This is a genomic window from Bradyrhizobium sp. TM102, assembly GCF_009176685.1.
Lineage (GTDB): Bacteria > Pseudomonadota > Alphaproteobacteria > Rhizobiales > Xanthobacteraceae > Bradyrhizobium > Bradyrhizobium ottawaense.
This window is the reverse complement of sequence record NZ_AP021855.1, coordinates 6,114,947-6,134,490: the sequence shown is the minus strand read 5'-3', so window position 1 is coordinate 6,134,490 and position 19,544 is coordinate 6,114,947. Positions and strand designations below refer to the sequence as shown.

The following is a 19,544-nucleotide window of genomic DNA, read 5'->3' as shown; positions in this document are numbered from 1 at the left end:
AGGGCTGGTGTACCTCCAGACCTCACCAAGAGTTCGACGGGACGTTCAAAAATGGCGCAGAATTCGGGTCTGATGCAAGGAAAGCGCGGAGTGGTCCTCGGCGTTGCCAACAACCGCTCGATCGCCTGGGGCATCGCCAAGGCATGCCACGCCGCCGGCGCCGAGCTCGCCTTTACCTATCAGGGCGATGCGCTGAAGAAGCGCGTCGAGCCGCTCGCCGCCGAGATCGATGGTCTCGTGCTCGGCCATTGCGACGTCACGGATGCCGCGACCATCGATGCCGCGTTCGCGGTCCTGAAGGAGAAATGGGGCAAGATCGACTTCCTGGTGCACGCGATCGCCTATGGCGAGCAGCTCGACGGCCGCTACGTCGACACCACGCAGGAGAATTTCTCCAAGTCGATGCTGATCTCCTGCTACTCGTTCACGGCCGTGGCGCAGCGCGCCGAGAAGCTGATGACCGACGGCGGCTCGCTGATCACGCTCAGCTATTACGGCGCCGAGAAGTGGATGCCGCATTACAACGTGATGGGCGTCGCCAAGGCGGCGCTGGAGGCCAGCGTGCGCTATCTCGCCGCCGACCTCGGCGAGAAGAACATCCGCGTCAACGCGATCTCGGCAGGTCCGATCAAGACGCTCGCGGCGTCCGGCATCGGCGACTTCCGCTATATCCTGAAGTGGAACGAGGCCAACGCGCCGATGCGGCGCAACGTGTCGACCGAGGACGTCGGCGGCAGTGCGCTGTATTTCCTCTCCGACCTCTCGCGCGGCGTCACCGGCGAAGTGCATCACGTCGATTCCGGCTATCACGTGCTCGGCATGAAGCGCCCGGACGCGCCGGACATCTCGTTCGGCGGCAAGGACTAGCCTCAAATCCGGAATGCCCGTGCCCACGATCTATTACCTTCGCCATGGTGAGACCGAGTGGAATGCGCTCGGGAGGCTTCAGGGCACCAAGGACGTTCCGCTGAACGCTCATGGACGCGGTCAGGCCGTGCAGGCCGGCAGCATTCTCGCCGATCTGTTCAAGCGCGAGGGCCGCGACAAGGCGGCGTTACCCTATGTGTCGAGCCCGCTCGGCCGTGCGCGCCAGACCATGGAACTCGCGCGCGCCAAGTTAGAGCTGCCGGTGGCGGATTATGCGCTCGACGATCGCCTGCGCGAGATCGGCTATGGCGTCTGGGAAGGTCTGACGTTGGCCGAGAGCGAGGCGAAGGATCCCGGCGTCTATGCCAGACGCCTCGCCGACAAATGGACGGTCGGCCCCGACGGCGGGGAGACCTATGCCGACGTGCAGGTCCGCGTTCGCGCCTGGTACGACCAGCTGCGGACCGACATCGTCGCGGTCGCCCATGGCGGGACCTGCCGGGCCCTGATGGTGTCACTCGGCCTGGAGACCCCCGTCAGTGCCGCCGAGCTCTATATCGAGCAGGGCGCCGTCTACGTGTTCCGCGACGGCCGGCTGGAGAAGCATAGCTAACGGTGCCGCCCCAATCTCCGCCGTCATGCCCGGGCTTGTCCCGGGCATCCACGGACTTTCGCGCTCGCGGCAGCTAGAACGTGGATGGCCGGGACAAGCCCGGCCATGACGAATGTGGTACGCATTTGACCCTCCATCGAGGGCGCGTTACCACACGCCGGAACCGAGCCAGCGAGCAGCGATGTCCTTCAACACCTTCGGCCACATGTTCCGCGTCACCACTTTCGGCGAGAGCCATGGGGTGGCAATCGGCTGCGTGGTCGACGGCTGTCCGCCCATGATCCCGCTCACCGAGGCCGACATCCAGCAGGACCTCGATCGCCGCCGGCCGGGCCAGTCGCGCTTCACCACCCAGCGCCAGGAGCCGGACCAGGTCAAGATCCTCTCCGGCGTGATGGCGCATCCGGAGACCGGCGTGCAGGTGACGACCGGCACGCCGATCGGGCTCCTGATCGAGAACACCGACCAGCGCTCCAAGGACTATTCCGAGATCAAGGACAAGTTTCGGCCCGGTCACGCCGACTTCACCTATGAGGCCAAATACGGCCTGCGCGATTATCGCGGCGGCGGCCGCTCCTCGGCGCGCGAGACCGCGACGCGCGTTGCCGCCGGTGCCATCGCGCGCAAGGTGCTGCCCGACGTGAAGGTGCGCGGCGCGCTGGTGCAGATCGGCCCGCACAAGATCGACCGTGCGAAGTGGGACTGGGACGAGATCGCAAGAAACCCGTTCTTCTGCCCGGACAAGGACAAGGCCGCGTTCTTCGAGACCTATCTCGACGGCATCCGCAAGAGCGGCTCCTCGATCGGCGCGGTGATCGAGGTGGTCGCCGAAGGCGTGCCGGCCGGCCTTGGCGCGCCGATCTACGCCAAGCTCGATTCCGATCTGGCGGGCGCGATGATGACCATCAACGCGGTGAAGGGTGTCGAGATCGGCGCCGGTTTCGGCGCCGCCGAGCTCACCGGCGAGGAGAATGCCGACGAGATGCGCACCGGCAATGACGGCACGCGCTTTTTGTCCAACCATGCCGGCGGCGTGCTGGGCGGCATATCCACGGGGCAGCCGGTGGTGGTGCGTTTCGCGGTGAAGCCGACCTCCTCGATCCTGCAGCCGCGCCGGACCGTCGATCGCAAGGGCGCGGACACCGAAATCTTCACCAAGGGCCGCCACGACCCCTGCGTCGGCATCCGCGCCGTCCCCGTCGGCGAAGCCATGATGGCCTGCGTGCTCGCCGACCACTTTTTGCGCGATCGCGGGCAGGTGGGGCGTTGATGTCGCGGTACTAGCCCACCGCGCAGCTTGACGGCGCTACAACTTCGTCCGCAAATGCGGGCATGCAAAGCTCCGAGCTCCAGCGCATCACCAACTGGCTGATCGACGGCGCGCGGTCGTCAGGCACCCCGGCCGAGATGATCGCGGACGTCTGCGAGCATCTGGTCGAAGCCGGCCTGCCAATCTGGCGGTTCGGCATCTTCATCCGCACGCTGCATCCGGAGATCTTCGGCCGCAACTTCATCTGGCGGCAGGGCGAGGAGGTCGAGATCGGCACCGTCGATTTCGAGATCCTCGACACGCCCGAATTCGCCGCGAGCCCGCTCCGCATCGTGTTCGAGCAGGGGATCGAGGTCAGGGGGCGCATCGGCGATCCCGACAACAAGCGGTTTCCGATCCTCGACGACCTGCGCGCCGAAGGAGCGACCGACTACATCGCGGTGCCGATGCCGTTTCTCGACGGCTCGGTCCACGCGACGAGCTGGGTGACACGGCATCCCGGCGGCTTCACTGACGACCACATCGCGGCGATCCGCTCTATCGTGACGCCGCTGGCGCGCGTCAGCGAGATCATCAGCCTGCGCCGCACCGCCGAGATGCTGCTCGACACCTATGTCGGCAACCGCGCCGGCGCGCGCATCCTCGGCGGCCAGATCCGCCGCGGTCACAACGACACCATGCAGGCCGCGATCTGGCTGTCGGATCTGCGCGGCTTCACCGCGCTGTCGGACCGGCTGCCGGCCGAGACCGTGGTCGAGATCCTCAATCACTATTTCGACTGTCAGGTCACTGCGATCCGCGGCCATGGCGGCGAAGTGCTGAAATTCATGGGCGACGGCCTGCTCGCTGTGTTCCCGATCGACGAATATGTCGGCGATGCCGCCCATGTCTGCACGCGCGTGCTGGAAGCGGCGCGCGAGTCCCGCGCCAGCGTCGAGGCGCTGGCCTTTCCGGTTGGCGAGGCCGTCGAGCGCTTCCGCTTCGGCGTCGCGCTGCACGTCGGCAACATCCTCTACGGCAATATCGGCGGCGGCAACCGCCTCGACTTCACCTGCATTGGTCCCGCCGTGAACCTTGCCGCAAGGCTCGAGAAGATCACGGGCCGCCTGGGGCGGACGGTCGTTGCCTCGGAAGGTTTTGCCAATGTCTGCCGCCACGACTGGCGCGAGCTCGGCGAGTTTCCGATCGCGGGGTTTTCCAAGGCGCAGCGCGTGTACGGGCTCGGCGAGGAGACACCGGTTGTGATGGCCTAGCGGTCGGCGGAACTAATCAGCGCGCACATACGACTGCCTCAGCCCAAGCGTCAGGATCGTCAGAGTGATCCACAGCCGCAGCATGGCAAAGCTGAAGATGAAGACGAAATAGATCAGGTTCTTGCTGAACTGGGTCGCCGACGAGGTCTGCCAGAAATTCCAAATCGCGCTGCGCACCGTTTCCTGTCCATAGGCGAGGGCGACGTTGACGCTGCCGAGGACGATGACGGCGGCGCCGAGCCACAGTCCGCGCCGCGCGAATTCGCCTATGGCGGCAAACAGGGCGACCTTGCCGTCGTCGCGCTCGGCACGGACGATCATGAGCAGCACGAGTGCGGCGATCCATGCGCTCCAGAATCGACCGGGATGGGTGAACTGGTCGAATGCCATGCCGTCGAGGCCTGCCATCAGATGATACGAAGCCTCATAGCCGATCGCTGCGGCGCTGAGCGCCGCAGCGATCATCACGAGCATGATCCGCCACAGGATCGAGAAGGAGAGCTTGAACTGGTCGCCCAATGTCAGCGTGCCGAGCGAGGATTGGCCGCCGGCCGCCTCGATCGATTGTCGTGCCGTCGCAAAGAACGCCAGCAGCACCGAAATGTCGGAAACGATGATGGCCGGCAGTGCCACGGCGCCGCCGCCGAACGCGATCACCCGCATTGCAGCCGCCAGGATCAGCCAGGGCAGGGCATGCAGGAGCTTGAACGGACCGAACGAGGTTTCGGGGCGGGCGGGCTCGAGCGCGAGCTGTTTGCGCAGTGCGACTGTCATCGCGTTGTGGTGACACAGGAGATTGAACCTGCGGTAGCGCGGATCGCTAAAATTGACCCGAAGCGGGCAGATAGCGCCGCTACTCCTCCGGCTCCGTCGTGAACAGCAGCGGATAGCCCTTGGCGCGGCCGGCGTCGGTGGCGCGGGTGGCCTTGGTCTCGGCGACGTCCCTGGTGAACACGGCGACGACGCAGGCGCCGAGCTTGTGCGCGGTGATCATCACCTTGTAGGCCTGATCCTCGGTCATGCGGAATTCGGCCTTCAGGATCATGGTGACGAATTCGCGCGGCGTGTAGTCGTCGTTGATCAGGATGACCTTGTGCAGCTTCAGCCGCTCGACCTTGGTCCTGGTCCGCGTCTTCGGCTTGGTGACAGTATTGTTCATTCCGCCTCCCGGACACGGCGGGCTCGAGTTCCCCGCCGCAGCGATCAGCCTGCGGCCTTCGCACCATATTGCAGGACCTGCACCTTCTCCAAGGTGATCAGCCCGCTCGACATCATGCCATCCAGGATGGGCAGGAATGCGTTGATGTTGTCCTCGCTGTCGACGATCTCGATCAAGAGCGGTAAATCTTCAGAAAGCCGCAGGATCTTCGACGTATGCAGCCGGCTCGATTTGCCGAAGCCCATGGGGCCGCGCAGCACGGTGGCGCCGGCAAGGTGCCGCTCGCGCGCGGTCATCACGATCGCTTCATAAAGCGGCTTGCCGTCGAAATGGTCGCTCTCGCCGATGAAGATCCGGAGCGAAACTGCCTGATTGGGGATTTGCATGGTCAGTTCCTCGTCAAGCGGTTGTAGCGGCTCGCCATCATATGGCCTGCCCACACCGACACCAGCCAGCAGATGACCGACGCCGCGATATAGGCGAGCGCGGTGTATCTCATGCCGCCGTGGAACAGGCGGAAGGTCTCCAGGCTGAAGGTCGAAAAGGTGGTGTAGCCGCCGCAGAACCCGGTCATGACGAATTGCCGGTGCTCGGGCCGCGCCAGCAGACGGCCGTCGGGGCCGGTCAACGTCGCGTAGAAGCCGATGATCAGCGAGCCCGTTGCGTTGATGAACAGCGTCGCGAAGGGAAAGCCCGGCCCGGTGTCGAGCGCGAGCCCGACGAGATAGCGCGTCAGCCCGCCGACGATGCTGCCGACAGCAACCCAGCCGTAAAGCATCGCAGTGCGCCAGCGCTCGGCGGGAGAGTTCATCGGCCTCTAGCCCTTCTCCCTCTCCCCGCGCGCGGGGAGAGGGTCGGGGTGAGGGGGGCTCTCCACGAGGGAGGTGGCAGTTGGACTCGCGGAGAGTCCCCCTCACCCGGAATCTGCGTTTCACGCAGATTCCGACCTCTCCCCGCAAGCGGGGCGAGGTGAAGCCGCGGCCTGGCCAACGCTTCGACAAATGCCATCGCGTTAGCCTCCCAGACCGTCCGCAAGGAGGAAGCCGCAGCTGACGGCGGCAAGGCAGAGCCCGACCGAGAACACGACATTGCCGAGCGCATGCATCGGTTCGCCGCTCCGCACGAGCGTCAGCGTCTGCAGGCTGAACGAGGACACCGTGGTGTAGCAGCCGAGAAATCCCGTCACCGCGAACAGCCACGGATTGGGCGCGGCGAAGGCCGAGCCGGGATGGGTCGCCAGCGCGCCGAAAATGCCGATCAGGAAGGCACCGGTGACGTTGATGGTCATGGTGCCCCACGGAAACGTCTCGCCCAGCCGCCGCGCGATCACGCCGGAAACGAAATAGCGTGCGCAGCCGCCGAGCACGCTGCCGACCATGATGGCGATTGCTCCGCTCAGCACGACGAACGACCTCTCATCCTCATTTGTCCTCCGCTGCCAGACCGTTGCCGACGGCCAATAGTCCCACGAGCGAGACCAGCGCGAAGCCGAGCCCCGCAAAGAACGTTCCTGCCGGACCATAGGCGTCCCACAGCGCGCCGGCGATCACGCTCGCGGCCAGCAAGGCAAGGCCGGTGAACAGGTTGAAATAGCCGAACGCGGTGCCGCGCAGGCTGGGCGGCGCGGCGTCGGCGACGAGGGCCGAGAGCAGGCCTTGCGTCAGTCCCATATGCAGCCCCCACAGCGCGACGCCGAGTGCGAGTCCGCCAAGGCTCGGCAGCAGCGCCAGCGCAAGATCGGCACACGCGAGGAAAACGAGCCCGAGCGCGAGCAGGCCGGTCCGGTTGATCCGGTCCGAGAGCACGCCGGCCGGATAGGCCGACAGCGCGTAGACGATGTTCATCAGCACCAGCACCGCCGGCACCCACATCGCATTGAGCCCGATATTCTGTGCCCGCAGGATCAAAAAAGCCTCGCTGAAGCGCGCGAGGGTGAAGACGACGCCGACGGCCACGACGCGCCAATAAACCGTGCCGAGCTGCCGCATCGCGGCGAGATTGAGCGGATTCCCTGCAGGCTCCCGGCTCGGATCCGGCTCCGGCTCGCTCACCGCGAACGCGATCAAGCCGAACGACAAGAAGGCCGGCAGCACCGCCACCCAGAACACCGCGGTAAAATTGTCAGCGGTCCACCACATCAGGCCGATCGCCACGAGCGGTCCGACGAAGGCGCCGATGGTGTCGAGCGATTGCCGCAGGCCAAAGCTCGCCCCGCGCAGGCCGCGAGGCGCGATATCGGCGATCAGCGCATCGCGCGGCGCGCCGCGAATGCCCTTGCCGACGCGGTCGATGAAGCGCGCCGCCACCAGCCATCCGACGCTGGGGGCAAGCGGGAACAGCGGTTTGGTGAAGGCCGCGAGCCCGTAGCCGAGCGCTGCGAGCAGCTTGCGCCGGCCGAGCCAGTCGGACAATGCGCCGGAAAAGATCTTGGTGATCGAGGCCGTCGCCTCCGCGATGCCCTCGATGAAGCCGACGGTGAGCGTGGAAGCGCCGAGCACGGTGACGAGATAGACCGGCAGGAGCGCGTGGATCATCTCGGAGGAGATGTCCATCAGCATCGAGACGAAGCCGAGCACCCAGATCCCTCTGGGTAGGGCGCTACGTGCAGCATTCGGTGTCGTCGTCGTCACGTCTTCGCCTTCTCCCGGCTTTCGTCGCCAGACAACAAAAAACCCGCCATCGGCGGGTTTGTCCATGCTCCCGCCGAAGGCAGAGGCCCAAAGTTTGCCCCTCCTCAAGCAGGAGTCATCAGCCCACCACGGTCATCGACCGGCGGGCGGTTATCGGGGGACTCCATCCCCATCTGTATGGCCAACCTAGCATGGAAATCGGGCCGGACAAGTAGGTGGGGCGCTCTGTCCCGCGGCTCGTCGTTCCGGCTTTGCGCAACGCGGGCCCCGATGATGCGAGCAATCTGGCGCGTTCCAGCGGCGCGAGCGCGGCAACACGGCGGCAGCTTCGCGCAAGGGCGTGCACAGTCCCGACCCGCAGCTTCCTAACTCGAATGTGAAGCGCAAGCGATCTTCGCCCTTTGCGGCTCGGCGATTGCATGTCACCATCGCGTCATACGACGGGAGACTGCGATGCGTTTGCTGTTCTCGATCGGGGCTGTGCTGGTTGCCGGCATGTTTGCCGGAGGGGACGTCGCGGGCATCGCGGCACCAGGACCAAAATTTGAACCGCCAAAGAACCAGCCGCAGCGGTTTGCGGCCGACAGGGACGCGCAGACGGTCGACGTCGAGCTGATCCTCGCGGTCGACGTGTCCTACTCCATGGACATGGACGAACTCGCGATCCAGCGCGAAGGCTATGCGCAGGCGATCCAGTCGAAGGAATTTCTTCAGGCGCTGAAGCTCGGACCGAACGGCCGGATCGCGGTGACCTATTTCGAGTGGGCCGCCTCGAGCGACCAGAAGATCATCATTCCCTGGCGGCTGATCGACGGCCCGGAGACGGCGGATGCAGTCGCCGCCGAGATCATGAAGACGCCGATCCGGCGCGCCTCGCGCACCTCGATCTCCGGTGCGATCACGTTCGCGATGCCGCTGTTCGACGAGGATCCCTATCGGGGCCTGCGCCGTGTGATCGACATTTCCGGCGACGGCCCCAACAACAATGGCGGTCCGGTCACGGTGGCGCGCGACGCCGCGCTGGAGAAGGGCGTCGTCATCAACGGCCTGCCGATCATGGTCAAGGAGCCGTCCTATTCGACCATGGATATCGACAATCTCGATTTCTACTACGAGGACTGCGTCATCGGCGGTCCGGGCTCCTTCGTCATCACGATCAAGGACCGCGACAAGTTCAAGGAGGCGATCCGCACCAAGCTGCTGATGGAGGTCGCCGGCCGCACGCCGGAGCGCCCCGTGATGCCCGTCGCCGACAAGGAGCCGCGCGTCAACTGCCTGATCGGCGAGAAGATCTGGTCGGACCGCTGGGGGCGCTGAGCGGCGTGCTACGTCGCCAATGCTCGCTGCCGTCTCGTGGCGACGATCGCGATGACGGTAGCGTCGCAGTCGGCTTTGTGGCGGATTAGCCACAACCCGGGCGAGCCGCGTTCGACCCGGTTCCAACTCGATTGCCGGCCGTTGCAAAGCAACCTAAGAGTTGAGTGTTCGTTTCTCTTCGTTTCCCATCTCGCACACGCAATTGCCGCATCATTCCCAGCACACATGGCTTCGAAAATTGGCGCCGTAGCAGCACGCTGCGTGGCGATCGCCGCCGCCTGCGCTTCCGTCTCGATGCTGCTGACGGCACGGGCCGAAGCCGCATGCACGCCCGCGGCCGGAAACGATGTGTCGGCCGTCTGCACTGGCGCGACGGCGGGCGGCTACGGCGGTGCCGGCTTCACCAATCTGAACGTCACCGTGGACACCGGCGCCACGGTCACGGCGGGTGCCGCGAGCATCACCTTCAATACCGGGAGCCTGCTGAATCGCGGCACGGTGAGCGGCGTCACGTCCGGCGTTCTCGGCGCCACGGCCACGATCACCAATTCCGCCCTGATCTTCGCGAGCGGAGGCACCGCCATCGATCTCAGCGGCAGCCTGACGTTGACCAATTCGGGATCCGTGCAAGGCAGCCAGAACGGTGTCCGCGCGGCGACTGCGACCATTGCCAATTCCGGCTTGATCGTCGGCACGTCCGGCCAGGCGATCAGCCTGAGCGGCTTTGGCGACATCACCAACAGCGGCAACATTTCCGGCAATTACGGCATTCTCTCGTTTTCCACCGTCAAGCTCGCGAACCGCGGATTGGTGTATGGCGACAATGCCGCCTTGTCGGTGAACGGCGCGACGATCGACAATAGCGGCACGATCCTGTCCGGCGGCACCGCCGTCGATTCCGCGGGCGCAACGATCGCCAATCGCGGCACGATCAGTGGCGCCAGCATCGGCATCGCGACCTCCGGCTTCACCTTGAACCTCGACAATTCCGGCAGCGTTTCGGGCCAGTTCGGCATCTTCACCAACGTTGGCAACATCGTCAATTCGGGCACGATCAGCGGCACCGGCGGCACCGCCATCGATGCATTCGTCAACCTCGCGCTGGTCAATTCGGGCGTGATCAGCGGGCAGACGACGGCGATCTTCGCACCGACCGCCGCCATCACCAATTCGGGCTCGATCGCCGCGGCCACCGCGGCGGCGATCGATGTTATGGCCCTCACCCTGGCCAATTCCGGATCGATCAGCGGCGTGACGTCAGGTGTTCACGGCGCCACGGCCACCATCGCCAACTCCGGCTCCATCACCGCCACCGGCGGCCCCGGCATCGATCTCAGCGGCAGCCTGAAGCTGACGAATTCAGGCTTGGTGCGCGGCAATTCCGACGGCCTCAGTGCCGCGAGCGCGACCATCGTCAACTCCGGCTCGATCGTCGGGAATTTGCGGGCCATCAACCTCGTCGGGGCCGGCGACATCACCAACAGCGGCAGCATTTCCGGCGGCTCCTACGGCATCGCTTCGTTTTCTGGCGTCAAGCTCGTCAATAGCGGCACCGTCTCGGGAAGCGTCTCCGCCGTTTCGGTGAGCTCGGCGACTATCGACAATTCCGGCGCGATCCTCTCCAACTCGGTTGCGATCGATGCCGGGATCGCCGCGATCAACAATTCCGGCACGATCGCGGGGCGGGGCATTGCGATCACAACCGTCGATCTCACGCTCTTCAACACCGGCACGGTGTCGGTCAGCGATCCCGGCGCTTCGGCGATCTATGCGTTGAGGGCCGATATCAGCAATGCCGGCCTGATAGCGGCGGCGAATATCAGCAGCCTGGCGATTTCCTTAAGTTCTGCGGCCGATACGCTCACTTCGTTCGCCGGCTCCCGGATCATCGGCCGCATCGATCTCGGCGGCGGCGCCGATCGGGTGGATTTCCGCGGTGGCAACTTCAATTACACTTTCAACTCGCTCGCGGGCGTGACCGTCACTTCGGCGGGGCCTTACATCGTGCAGGGATCGCGGGTCGTCACGGTCGATCCCACGCCTTTCGCGGCGACCAACCGCAACATCCTGGCGTTCTCCGCGGCGGTGACGTCGGCGCTGCCGCTGGCGGAGCCGCCTCCGCCCGCTGCGAGACCGGCGATGAGCTACGCCACGGCGGTCAGACCGGCGCAGGGCGCGCGCGAGGCCTTCGCCGCGGTGATGACGCCGCAGGGGCCGACGGCCGTCTATGGCGGCGGAGTGAGCATGTGGGCGCGCGGCTTCGCCGGCGAGCGAGATCAATCGGCAACAGGCCCGCTGCTCCACACCGTCAATCGCTTCCAGGGCGGTTTCATCGGCGGAGACTGGCAGGCCAATCCGTTCTTTCGTCTCGGCGCGTTCGTCGGCGCGGGCGCCATGCGGAGCACGGAGGATCTCAATCTCAACGGCGTCAGCTCGGATGTCGCGTTCGGCGGCGCCTTCGCCCGCGGCACGTTCGGCGACACCTTCCTCGACATGATGATCCAGCTCGGCCGCTTGTCAGGACATAGCTCCCGCGTGGTCAGCAACAATCTGGCGCCGACCGGGATCGAGACTGCCCTGGGCGACTACGCCGGCTTGTACGCGATCCCCGAACTCGGTCTCGGGCGTCACATCGAGCTGGGCGAGATGGGCGGCACGACGTGGCGGCTGACCCCGGTGGGACGCATCCGCTATCTCGCCGGCAACCTCGGCGGCTACAACGAGAGCGCTTCGACGGCGAGTCTGACGGTGGGCGGACGCCGGCTGTCGGAGCTCGAGGAGCGCGCTGAGCTGAAATTATCGGGAACGATCCGTAGCGCCGACTTTGCGGTGATCACCGGGAGCCTCCGCGTTGGCGTGCTCGGCGCGCAACGGGTGGGCGGTGCGGCGGTGAACGCCACGCTGCTCGGCGAGGCCATTCCGTTCGCAACGCCGGGCGCCGACACGATCTGGGGTGTTCTGGGCGGAGGCGGCCTCGAGCTCAGCCGAGGCGCGGCCAGCTTCTTCGTCTCTGGCGACTACCTGAAGGCGTCGGACTCGAGTGTGGTTTATGGCGGGCGCGGCGGGTTGAGGCTCGCCTTCTAGAACTCGGGTTGTCCGGACGATGCCCGCGCCTACCGAAGATGAGATCATTTGCCCCACCGCACCCGGCAGTTGAAATTAATCGATCGTTAACCGGCGCGTGTCCCTAATCGCGTGGTTTCTGTCCGTTTCGAGCCAGCACCCTGACATCTGCTGAGGCGAACGAAAGCGGGTTTGTCAGACCTGTCTCCGAGCAGTCCAATGGCCACCGTCACATCGAGCACCAACCAGATTTCGCCCGCCAACGAGCGGCTGTATCACCAGAGTGCTCTGGTCGGCGACTGGAAGGGCAATTGGGTGGGCAATAACCAGCCCGTCGGCTTCAAGGTCGTGAACATCCGCGGCGCCCGGGCGCAGGTCGAGTACACCCATAACGGGCACACCGAGCGCGGCTTTGCCGAGGTTCAGGGCACACTTATCACTTTTGGCGGGGTCACGGTCGGCACCAAGGACGGCAAGAACATGGTGATGCTGTTCTCCTTCGGGGGCGCCGGCAAGCAGACCGCGAATCTCGAGAAGCAGGCCCCGCCGGCTTCCGACAGCCGCCTCATGGGAAGCTGGGGCGGCTATTCCAGCGCCAACGGCAAGAGCGCGAGCTTCAAGGTGCTCGCGGTCAATGGCAAGGAAGCGCAGGTCAGCGTCACCACCGACGGCGTCACGCGCCAGGGCACCGGCTACGTCTACAAGAACGTCATCATGTTCGGGCAGACGCAGATCGCGACCGATGACGGGCAGAACGGCAAGGTCATCTACCAGGTCGGCACGAAATCCTTCATGGTGCCGGTGACGAAATATCCGCCGGCCGACACGTCGTCCTCCGTCGACAGGACCGCCTGAACGCGCGGCGCCCCGAACACGCGCCGGGCCTGCTGTCCTCACCAATTCGGCGTCCGCTTCTCCACGAACGCCCTCAAGCCCTCCTGCGCCTCATCCGACGTCGCGACGATGCAGAAATCGTCCACGGCGCTTGCAATGCTGCGGCGATAGTCGAGATCGATCTGGCGCATGAAGGCCGCGCGGCCCATGCGCAGCACCGCGGCTGATTTGCCGGTGAACTGCGCAGCGAGCTTCGCGACCTCGGCCTCGAGCTCCGCATCCGCGATGACGCGATTCACCACGCCGAACTCGCGTGCTTCCATGGCGCTGAAGACCCGGCCGGTGAACAGCAGCTCGAAGGCGCGGTGTCGTCCGACGATGCGCGGCAGATGCGCGTAGTGGATCGCGGGAATGACGCCGACGTCGATCTCGGGATAGCCGAACGTCGCGCTCTCGGCTGCCAGCACCACGTCGCAGGACACCGCCATGGTCATGCCGCCGCCCCGCGCCGCACCGCCGACCGCGGCGATCGAGGGCTTTCCGAGCCCGTACTGGGCATCGTAAAGGTCGATATAGAGCGCCTGGAGGAATTCCCGGATCTCGGCGCCGGATCTGCCAAGCAGGATGTCGAGGTCGAGGCCTGCCGAAAAACGTTTTGCAATTGCGCTCGCCAGCACGACCACGCGTGCGCCGTCGTCGTCCGCAGCGCGGCGGAAGGCGGCAACAACTGCGCGGATCATCTCGAGGCTCAGCGCATTGACGGGCGAGCGGCGCAGCGTGATGCGGGCGATGTCGTCGAGACGCTCGTATACGACCGGGTCGTCAGATGTCACCGAGTTCTCCATGCTTCATTGAGGCAGCGCCTTCAACTGCCCCTCGATCTTGCGCAAGACTTCGCGGGCGGCCGCAAGGGCGCCATCGCCGATCAGCCGCCAGACATCGTCAGTCCGTTCCGTCAGATGCGGCATCGTCAGCGGCAAGAGGGCCCGCTTCATGACCAGCTTACGTTGCGGCGCGACCCGTGCAAGACCTCGGGCGCGCATGCTAGGCTGCGTGCGGGAGATTGCTCGCGACTTGGAGAGGACAGATGACCGACGAACATCCCATGATGGCCGGCTCCGCCACCGTTTTCGTCGTCTCCGACATCGCCGCGAGCCTCGCCTATTACCGCGACGTGCTCGGGTTCGAGGTCACCTTCGAATATGGTGTGCGCCCTTGTCCTATGCCTGCCTCTGCCGCGACGTTGTCGCTCTGCATCTGCTTGCAGCGGCCAGGACGAAACGATTGCCCGGGCAGGGCGGCCTCTGCATTTTCGTCCGCGACGTCGACCAGCTCTATGCCGAATTGTCCGGCCGTGGCGCCAGGCCATCAACCAGCCGGAGGATCGCGATTACGGCATGCGCGATTTCGACATCGTTGATGCCGATGGCAATCAACTCACCTTCGGCATGGGTATCCCGGAACCCGGCTGAGGCGATGCCGGCGCAGCCTTGCTGGCATTCCTCATCGCCGGAGGGTATGATTTGCGAGGTTTTCGAAGGTTACCTGAATGTCCCGCCTTGCAACTTCATGCGGTCTTGCAGCTATCTTCGCCGTGCTCTGGCTCGGCGGCACCTCCGTTGATGCGCAAGTTGCACCGCTGAGGTATGTCATACCGGGCGGACCGTTTGGCTTTGGCGGCAGCGATGGCCAGAGCTCGGATCCTTACGGCAATTTTCCAAGCTTCAATGCCGGTGACGCAGGCGGGCGCACTAATTTTGCGAATGGCTTCTTCGTCGGCAGCCAGCGCGGCAACCTCAATTGGAGCGGGCTCAGTCAGACCGGGCAGAGTCAGACCGGGCTTAGTCAGAGCGGACTTGCCGGCAATTTCAGCGCGCTCTCCTATGACAGCACGCAGTTCGGCTACACCACCAAGACAGCTGGCGGCTTGCCCGTGACGTTCTTTGCCGGCTTCGAGACGTTGAAATATGGCAATGGCATCGGCAGCTCGGTGGCGCCGCTGACGTCGGGCGCGGTACCCGGCACCAGCGCATTTGCGGGCGTCGAGTTCAAACCGACCTCCAACCTCAGTCTGTCGTTCGGCGCCGGTTTCATCCAGCAGGACTCGGGTCGCATGGACAGCGATATCAGATCGAACATGCTGCCCGGCGAGTCGCCGGTCCTGGGCGGCCTTCGGCGTTAGGATCGCATCACAAGCTCCGGCGGACGCCGCTGCGATTTCGGCAGGTCCGGGCCGTACCCGAAACGCATCACGATATCGGGACGCCGCTCGCCCAGTCCGATTGAGGCCGCGAATTGCGGCCTCAGCGCCGCCACCTCGACCGGCTGGTTGACGAAGGAATATTTGAGCCCGAGCGCGGTCGCCTGCAAGCCGAAGCGCTGGCAGGCGCGGCCGACCGCAATCCAGTGCGATGTATCGCTGCGATCGGCCGCGAGCACGACGACGCCCGCAGAGCTGGCGAGCTGTTCCCGGTACTTCTTGTTTTCGCTGCGCTCCGTGAAGAAGAACTTCAGCAGCGGCCGTGCCAGCCATGACGGCAGAGACGGGTTTCCCGAGGCGGGCGAGAACAACCCGTCCATGGTCGCGAGCGCCTCCGTCTCGTTGAAGCGAATCCAACTCACGAGCTCGCGCATGAAGGCCTTGTCGCGCATTTGCACGGAGTTGCCTTCGAGCACATAGTCGGTGACCCCGGCGATCGCGGCGCGCTCGGTCATCAGGATGGCCGCGACATCAGGTTCGCGGCAGGCGCTTTCGAGCTGGCGCAAGGACTCGGTTGCGGCCGGCCTGCCGTCGAACGCCGCGCGGGTGCATTGCCTGACCGGAATCGCGGCCGCCAACGCCGATGCGGCCGGCGGGGCCTGCTCAAGCGCGATCACGATCCGGTCGCCGTCAATGACCGGATCGGCGCGCCAGCCCAGCGTGGATGCGGCGAGGATGAGGTTTTCGGCGGCGCAGCCGAGACTGACGAAGAGGTGATGATCGTCCGGATCGACGGCCGGGCAGCGGCGCGTGAAGTCCGGTGCAATCGCGATCTCGTTGCCGCGAGCGGAGAAGATCCACGGCTGGGTGTTGTGGCTGTTGGCGGCGAGGATGGCAAAGCGCACGAGCTCGCGATCCCTCGGCACGGCCTGCAGCGGAGCCCGAGACGTCGTCACTGCCTCGTCATAGGTCATCGTTGCCCCTGCGGCAGGGAAGCCGCCGATCGCAGCCGCGGGCAACCCGAGCGCGGCCCCGATGAACTGTCGCCGGTCAACCACAAACGTCCGCTCCATGCCCTTGCACAGCAAGCCTCTAGCACCAACGGGCGCCAGAACGATTGAGCGGAATCAAGATCGGATGGCGGGTCCAGGGAATCCTGGCTTGAGCATCACGACAAGCCCGCCACCAGGGGCCGCTGCAGGTGCTTGGCCATCAGTTCCGCCGCTTCGGCATAACGCCCGGTTTCCAGAATGTCGAGCAGGCGCAGATGCTCGCGCACGTGACGCCGCATGCCGTCGCGGTCGGCGAAGCTGCGATAGGCGAACAGGCGTCTGATCGAGTTCACGCGCCTGAGCGCTTCGAGAAAAAAGGGATTGCCGGCGCCGCGGATGATGTCTTCGTGGAATTCGCAGCCGGAGCGAAAGATCTCGCCGATCGTCATCTTCTCGAGCTCGCCTTCGAAGACGCGCAGCTGGCGCTCGCGCAGACGTACGATCACTTCCTGCGGCAGGGCAAAACCCGGCTGCGCGATTGCCGCCGGCTCGATCACCGCACGAAACGCCTTGGCCTGTGCTTGAGATTCGGGACTGGAGACCGTCTCTGCGAAACGCCAGCCATAGCCCGGCAGGCGTGCGATCCAGCCCTCGGCAGCGATCCGGTCCAGCAGCCGCTGCAGCTCGGCCCGCGTGACGTCATAGCGGCGCATCAGCTCCGCCTCGGTAACGTCGGTCGGCAGCCGGCTCGCGAGCACGTCGCCTGCGACGGACGCATAAACCTGCTCGTTGCGCCTGACAGCGGCGAGCGCCGGTTGGGCTGCGCCGCTGGTGGGATTCTTGGCCAGCACAAAGCCGCGATGCGGCTCGCCGCGCGCCAACCCCGCGGCCTCCAGAGCCTTGAGGCCGAGCCGGATCGGCGCGCGTGAAAGGTCCAGCGCGTCGGCAAGCCTTTGTTCGATCAAGCGGTCGCCGGCCTTCATGCCTTCGCGCCGGGCGAACGCCATGATGAGGCCGGCGAGGTGCTCGGCGCGTTCGGAACCGTCGGTTCGGGTGCCGCGCTGTCGGGAACTGTCGGATGCAGTCATTGCAGTGCACGCAAAGTTTAGGGCTTGACAGACTGTCCCATGGATTGTTCTTTTATGCAACAATATACAATCGACCGAGGGAGAGCCCGATGGCACGCGCGCCGGATGTCCATATTTGCGAGGTCGCTCCCCGCGATGGTCTGCAGAATCTCGACATCTTCGTTCCGACCGAAGCCAAATGCGCGTTGATCGACACGATCGCTGCTGCCGGCGTGCGCGAGATCGATGCCGGCTCGTTCGTGCCGCCAAAGGTCGTGCCGCAATTCGCCGATGTCGATACGGTGATGGCGCACGCGCTCACGCACAGGTCGGCAACCATCGGTGCGCTGGTGCCGAACGTGAAGGGCGCCGAGCGTGCCATCGCCGCCGGTGTCGACGCCATCTATTTCGTCATCTCGGCGAGCGAGACGCACAACCAGGCCAATGTGCGCCGGACTGTCGATGAGCAGATCGAGGGATTTCGCGCGGTTCGCGCCGCGATCGACGCCCGGCCCGTGGGGCAGCGTCCGCAGCTGATGGGCGCGATCTCCACCTCCTTCGGCTGCTCGCTCGAAGGCGAGGTCAGTGAAGCGGCGGTGTGCCGGGTGGCGCGCGCCTTTGCCGAGGCCCGTGCCGACGAGATCGGGCTTGCCGACACCGTTGGTTACGCCACCCCAAAGCTGATCGGCCAGATCGTTGCAGCCGTGCGACGCGAGGTCGGGCCGCAAATGACGTTGCGGCTGCATCTGCACGATACGCTCGGCGCCGGCCTTGCCAACGCCGTCGCCGGTCTCGAAGCCGGCATTCGCCGCTTCGACGCCGCCGTGTCAGGCCTCGGTGGCTGCCCCTTTGCCCCCGGTGCGCGCGGCAACATCGTCACCGAGGACCTCGTGTTCATGCTGGAGCGCATGGGCCTCTCCACTGGCATCGACCTCGACCGTCTGATGCAGACGCGCGAGATTCTCGCCCGCCATATCCCGGCAAAACACTTGTCGGGGCATCTGCACGAGGCCGGCATTCCCAAAGTCCTGCGGAGCGCGGCATGACGCCGGTTGCGCGTGAGACGGCATCGGAGCTTCGCCCGCTCGCCGGCATTCGTGTCATCGAGTTCAGTCAGATGGTGATGGGGCCGAGCTGCGGCTTGATCCTCGCCGATCTCGGTGCCGACGTGATCAAGGTCGAGCCGCCCAAGGGCGACCGCACCCGCACTTTCAAGGGCCCAGCCGCCGGTTTCTTCGCCACCTACAGCCGCAACAAGCGCAGCATCGCGCTGGATACGTCGACCGCGGAAGGCCAGGACGTCGCACGCAGGCTGATCGAGAGCAGCGACGTCATGATCGAGAATTTCAGGCCGGGCTTGTTGAAGCGGATCGGCCTCGACTACGAGAGCGTCGCGGCCTTCGCGCCGCGCCTGATCTATTGCTCGCTCAAGGGGTATCTGCCCGGCCCCTACGAGAACCGCCTCGCGCTCGACGAGGTGGTGCAGATGATGGGGGGCCTTGCCTACATGACCGGCCTGCCTGACCGCCCGATGCGTGCCGGGGCCTCGGTCAACGATGTCATGGGCGGCATGTTCGGCGTGATCGCGATCCAGGCTGCGCTGGCCGAGCGGCAGCGCACCGGCCGGGGGCGCTACATCCAGAGCGCGCTGTACGAGAACAACGTGTTCCTGATGGCGCAGGCCATGATGTGCGAGGTGGTCAGCGGCCAGCCGTCGATCCCGTATTCGATCAAGGACAGCCCATGGCCGGTCTACGATCTCTTCGACACCAGGGACGGCTCGAAGCTGTTCGTCACCATCGTCGGTGAAGAGCAATGGGAGGCGTTCTGCCGCGCCTTCGATCGTGAAGCCTGGCTCGTTGATCCGCGCTTTGCAACGAGCAACGACCGCGTCGATCATCGCGGCTGGCTGATCCCCGAGATCGCGAAGATCTTCAAGCCGTGGGACAAGGCCGATCTTGCCGCGCGCCTCGAGCAGCTCGATCTTCCCTATGCGCCGGTCAACAAGCCCGGCGATCTCTTCGATGATCCGCATCTCAACCAGTCCGGCGGCCTGACCGCCATTCGGCTGCCCGACGGTAACGAGGCCAAGACGCCGTTGTTGCCGATTTCCATGGACGGAAGGCGGCTGCCCAACCGCTATGATCCCCCTGGGATCGGCGAGCATAGCAGCGAGATCCTGAGCGAGATCGGCATGTCTCCGGACGAGATCGACACGCTGCGACAGGCAGGGACGATCAAGGTCGCGCCGTCCTGACCGATCGGCGTATCGGACAAGA

Annotated in this window: 21 protein-coding genes and 1 riboswitch; of the genes, 11 read left to right on the top strand and 10 right to left on the bottom strand. The window is 65.3% G+C overall.

The genetic code is table 11. The features are described 5' to 3' along the window. Positions 1 to 51 precede the first annotated feature (51 nt). The 4 genes from fabI to GDN70_RS29070 all read left to right on the top strand — a co-directional run bounded on the left by fabI (position 52) and on the right by GDN70_RS29070 (position 4,003). Positions 52 to 867, top strand: a complete 816-nt coding sequence (gene fabI, locus GDN70_RS29085) for an enoyl-ACP reductase FabI (RefSeq protein WP_028144187.1) — start codon at positions 52 to 54, stop codon at positions 865 to 867. A 13-nt stretch (positions 868 to 880) separates the two neighbouring features. Further along, positions 881 to 1,480 carry a histidine phosphatase family protein gene (locus GDN70_RS29080; protein WP_038972669.1) on the top strand — a complete coding sequence of 200 codons (600 nt, stop codon included), beginning with the start codon at positions 881 to 883 and terminating at the stop codon, positions 1,478 to 1,480. 181 nt (positions 1,481 to 1,661) lie between these two features. Then, positions 1,662 to 2,750 (top strand): chorismate synthase, encoded by a 1,089-nt coding sequence (aroC, locus tag GDN70_RS29075; RefSeq protein WP_038972670.1) that lies wholly within the window; start codon positions 1,662 to 1,664, stop codon positions 2,748 to 2,750. 62 nt (positions 2,751 to 2,812) lie between these two features. Then, positions 2,813 to 4,003, top strand: a complete 1,191-nt coding sequence (locus GDN70_RS29070; protein ID WP_038972671.1) for an adenylate/guanylate cyclase domain-containing protein — start codon at positions 2,813 to 2,815, stop codon at positions 4,001 to 4,003. A gap of 12 nt (positions 4,004 to 4,015) precedes the next feature. Here the strand turns inward: GDN70_RS29070 and GDN70_RS29065 are convergent, their stop codons facing one another. From GDN70_RS29065 to GDN70_RS29040, 6 genes are all read right to left on the bottom strand, one after another. Next, complete coding sequence (locus GDN70_RS29065; RefSeq protein WP_038950559.1) at positions 4,016 to 4,777, bottom strand: hypothetical protein; 762 nt, start codon at positions 4,775 to 4,777, stop codon at positions 4,016 to 4,018. A gap of 79 nt (positions 4,778 to 4,856) precedes the next feature. Beyond that, entirely contained in the window at positions 4,857 to 5,162 is a 306-nt protein-coding gene (gene clpS, locus GDN70_RS29060) for an ATP-dependent Clp protease adapter ClpS (protein WP_152103351.1), read from the bottom strand. Positions 5,163 to 5,206: 44 nt separating this feature from the next. After that, a complete protein-coding gene (locus GDN70_RS29055; RefSeq protein ID WP_028144192.1) occupies positions 5,207 to 5,548 on the bottom strand; it encodes a DUF190 domain-containing protein in 342 nt (113 codons plus the stop codon). A 2-nt stretch (positions 5,549 to 5,550) separates the two neighbouring features. Further along, on the bottom strand, positions 5,551 to 5,973 hold the full coding sequence (crcB, locus tag GDN70_RS29050) for a fluoride efflux transporter CrcB (protein WP_038950557.1): 423 nt from the start codon (positions 5,971 to 5,973) through the stop codon (positions 5,551 to 5,553). Between the two features lie 201 nt (positions 5,974 to 6,174). Then, complete coding sequence (gene crcB / locus GDN70_RS29045; RefSeq protein ID WP_028144194.1) at positions 6,175 to 6,564, bottom strand: fluoride efflux transporter CrcB; 390 nt, start codon at positions 6,562 to 6,564, stop codon at positions 6,175 to 6,177. Between the two features lie 19 nt (positions 6,565 to 6,583). Then, positions 6,584 to 7,792, bottom strand: coding sequence for an MFS transporter (locus tag GDN70_RS29040; RefSeq protein WP_028144195.1), 1,209 nt, complete (start codon positions 7,790 to 7,792; stop codon positions 6,584 to 6,586). A 102-nt stretch (positions 7,793 to 7,894) separates the two neighbouring features. After that, positions 7,895 to 7,972: riboswitch (Fluoride riboswitch) on the bottom strand. Between the two features lie 273 nt (positions 7,973 to 8,245). On the opposite strand from GDN70_RS29040, the gene GDN70_RS29035 reads away from it, so the two are divergent. From GDN70_RS29035 to GDN70_RS29025, 3 genes are all read left to right on the top strand, one after another. After that, positions 8,246 to 9,109, top strand: a complete 864-nt coding sequence (locus tag GDN70_RS29035) for a DUF1194 domain-containing protein (RefSeq protein ID WP_028144196.1) — start codon at positions 8,246 to 8,248, stop codon at positions 9,107 to 9,109. 261 nt (positions 9,110 to 9,370) lie between these two features. After that, on the top strand, positions 9,371 to 12,193 hold the full coding sequence (locus GDN70_RS29030; RefSeq protein ID WP_038972672.1) for an autotransporter domain-containing protein: 2,823 nt from the start codon (positions 9,371 to 9,373) through the stop codon (positions 12,191 to 12,193). 198 nt (positions 12,194 to 12,391) lie between these two features. After that, positions 12,392 to 13,027 (top strand): hypothetical protein, encoded by a 636-nt coding sequence (locus GDN70_RS29025; protein ID WP_028144198.1) that lies wholly within the window; start codon positions 12,392 to 12,394, stop codon positions 13,025 to 13,027. A 38-nt stretch (positions 13,028 to 13,065) separates the two neighbouring features. On the opposite strand, the gene GDN70_RS29020 is transcribed toward GDN70_RS29025, so the two are convergent. After that, positions 13,066 to 13,839, bottom strand: coding sequence for an enoyl-CoA hydratase/isomerase family protein (locus GDN70_RS29020; protein WP_152103349.1), 774 nt, complete (start codon positions 13,837 to 13,839; stop codon positions 13,066 to 13,068). Positions 13,840 to 13,854: 15 nt separating this feature from the next. Continuing rightward, positions 13,855 to 14,001, bottom strand: coding sequence for a hypothetical protein (locus GDN70_RS35215; RefSeq protein WP_154694139.1), 147 nt, complete (start codon positions 13,999 to 14,001; stop codon positions 13,855 to 13,857). Positions 14,002 to 14,093: 92 nt separating this feature from the next. Between GDN70_RS35215 and GDN70_RS29015 the strand changes: the two genes are divergently transcribed. Both GDN70_RS29015 and GDN70_RS29010 read left to right on the top strand, forming a co-directional pair. After that, positions 14,094 to 14,426: a VOC family protein gene (locus GDN70_RS29015; RefSeq protein ID WP_244611293.1), complete on the top strand. Its 333-nt coding sequence runs from the start codon at positions 14,094 to 14,096 to the stop codon at positions 14,424 to 14,426. A gap of 129 nt (positions 14,427 to 14,555) precedes the next feature. After that, entirely contained in the window at positions 14,556 to 15,188 is a 633-nt protein-coding gene (locus GDN70_RS29010; RefSeq protein WP_038950553.1) for a hypothetical protein, read from the top strand. Here GDN70_RS29010 and GDN70_RS29005 read toward each other — a convergent pair. After that, complete coding sequence (locus GDN70_RS29005) at positions 15,185 to 16,279, bottom strand: Tat pathway signal protein (protein WP_152103348.1); 1,095 nt, start codon at positions 16,277 to 16,279, stop codon at positions 15,185 to 15,187. The two genes, GDN70_RS29010 and GDN70_RS29005, sit on opposite strands and share 4 nt — an antisense overlap. 95 nt (positions 16,280 to 16,374) lie before the next feature. After that, positions 16,375 to 17,286 (bottom strand): GntR family transcriptional regulator, encoded by a 912-nt coding sequence (locus tag GDN70_RS29000; RefSeq protein ID WP_244625832.1) that lies wholly within the window; start codon positions 17,284 to 17,286, stop codon positions 16,375 to 16,377. Between the two features lie 89 nt (positions 17,287 to 17,375). On the opposite strand from GDN70_RS29000, the gene GDN70_RS28995 reads away from it, so the two are divergent. After that, the gene (locus GDN70_RS28995; protein ID WP_152103347.1) at positions 17,376 to 18,311 is read left to right on the top strand and encodes a hydroxymethylglutaryl-CoA lyase; all 936 of its coding nucleotides are present in this window, start codon (positions 17,376 to 17,378) and stop codon (positions 18,309 to 18,311) included. Then, the gene (locus GDN70_RS28990) at positions 18,308 to 19,522 is read left to right on the top strand and encodes a CaiB/BaiF CoA-transferase family protein (RefSeq protein WP_152103346.1); all 1,215 of its coding nucleotides are present in this window, start codon (positions 18,308 to 18,310) and stop codon (positions 19,520 to 19,522) included. The genes GDN70_RS28995 and GDN70_RS28990 overlap by 4 nt, the downstream gene beginning before the upstream one ends. Positions 19,523 to 19,544 lie beyond the last annotated feature (22 nt).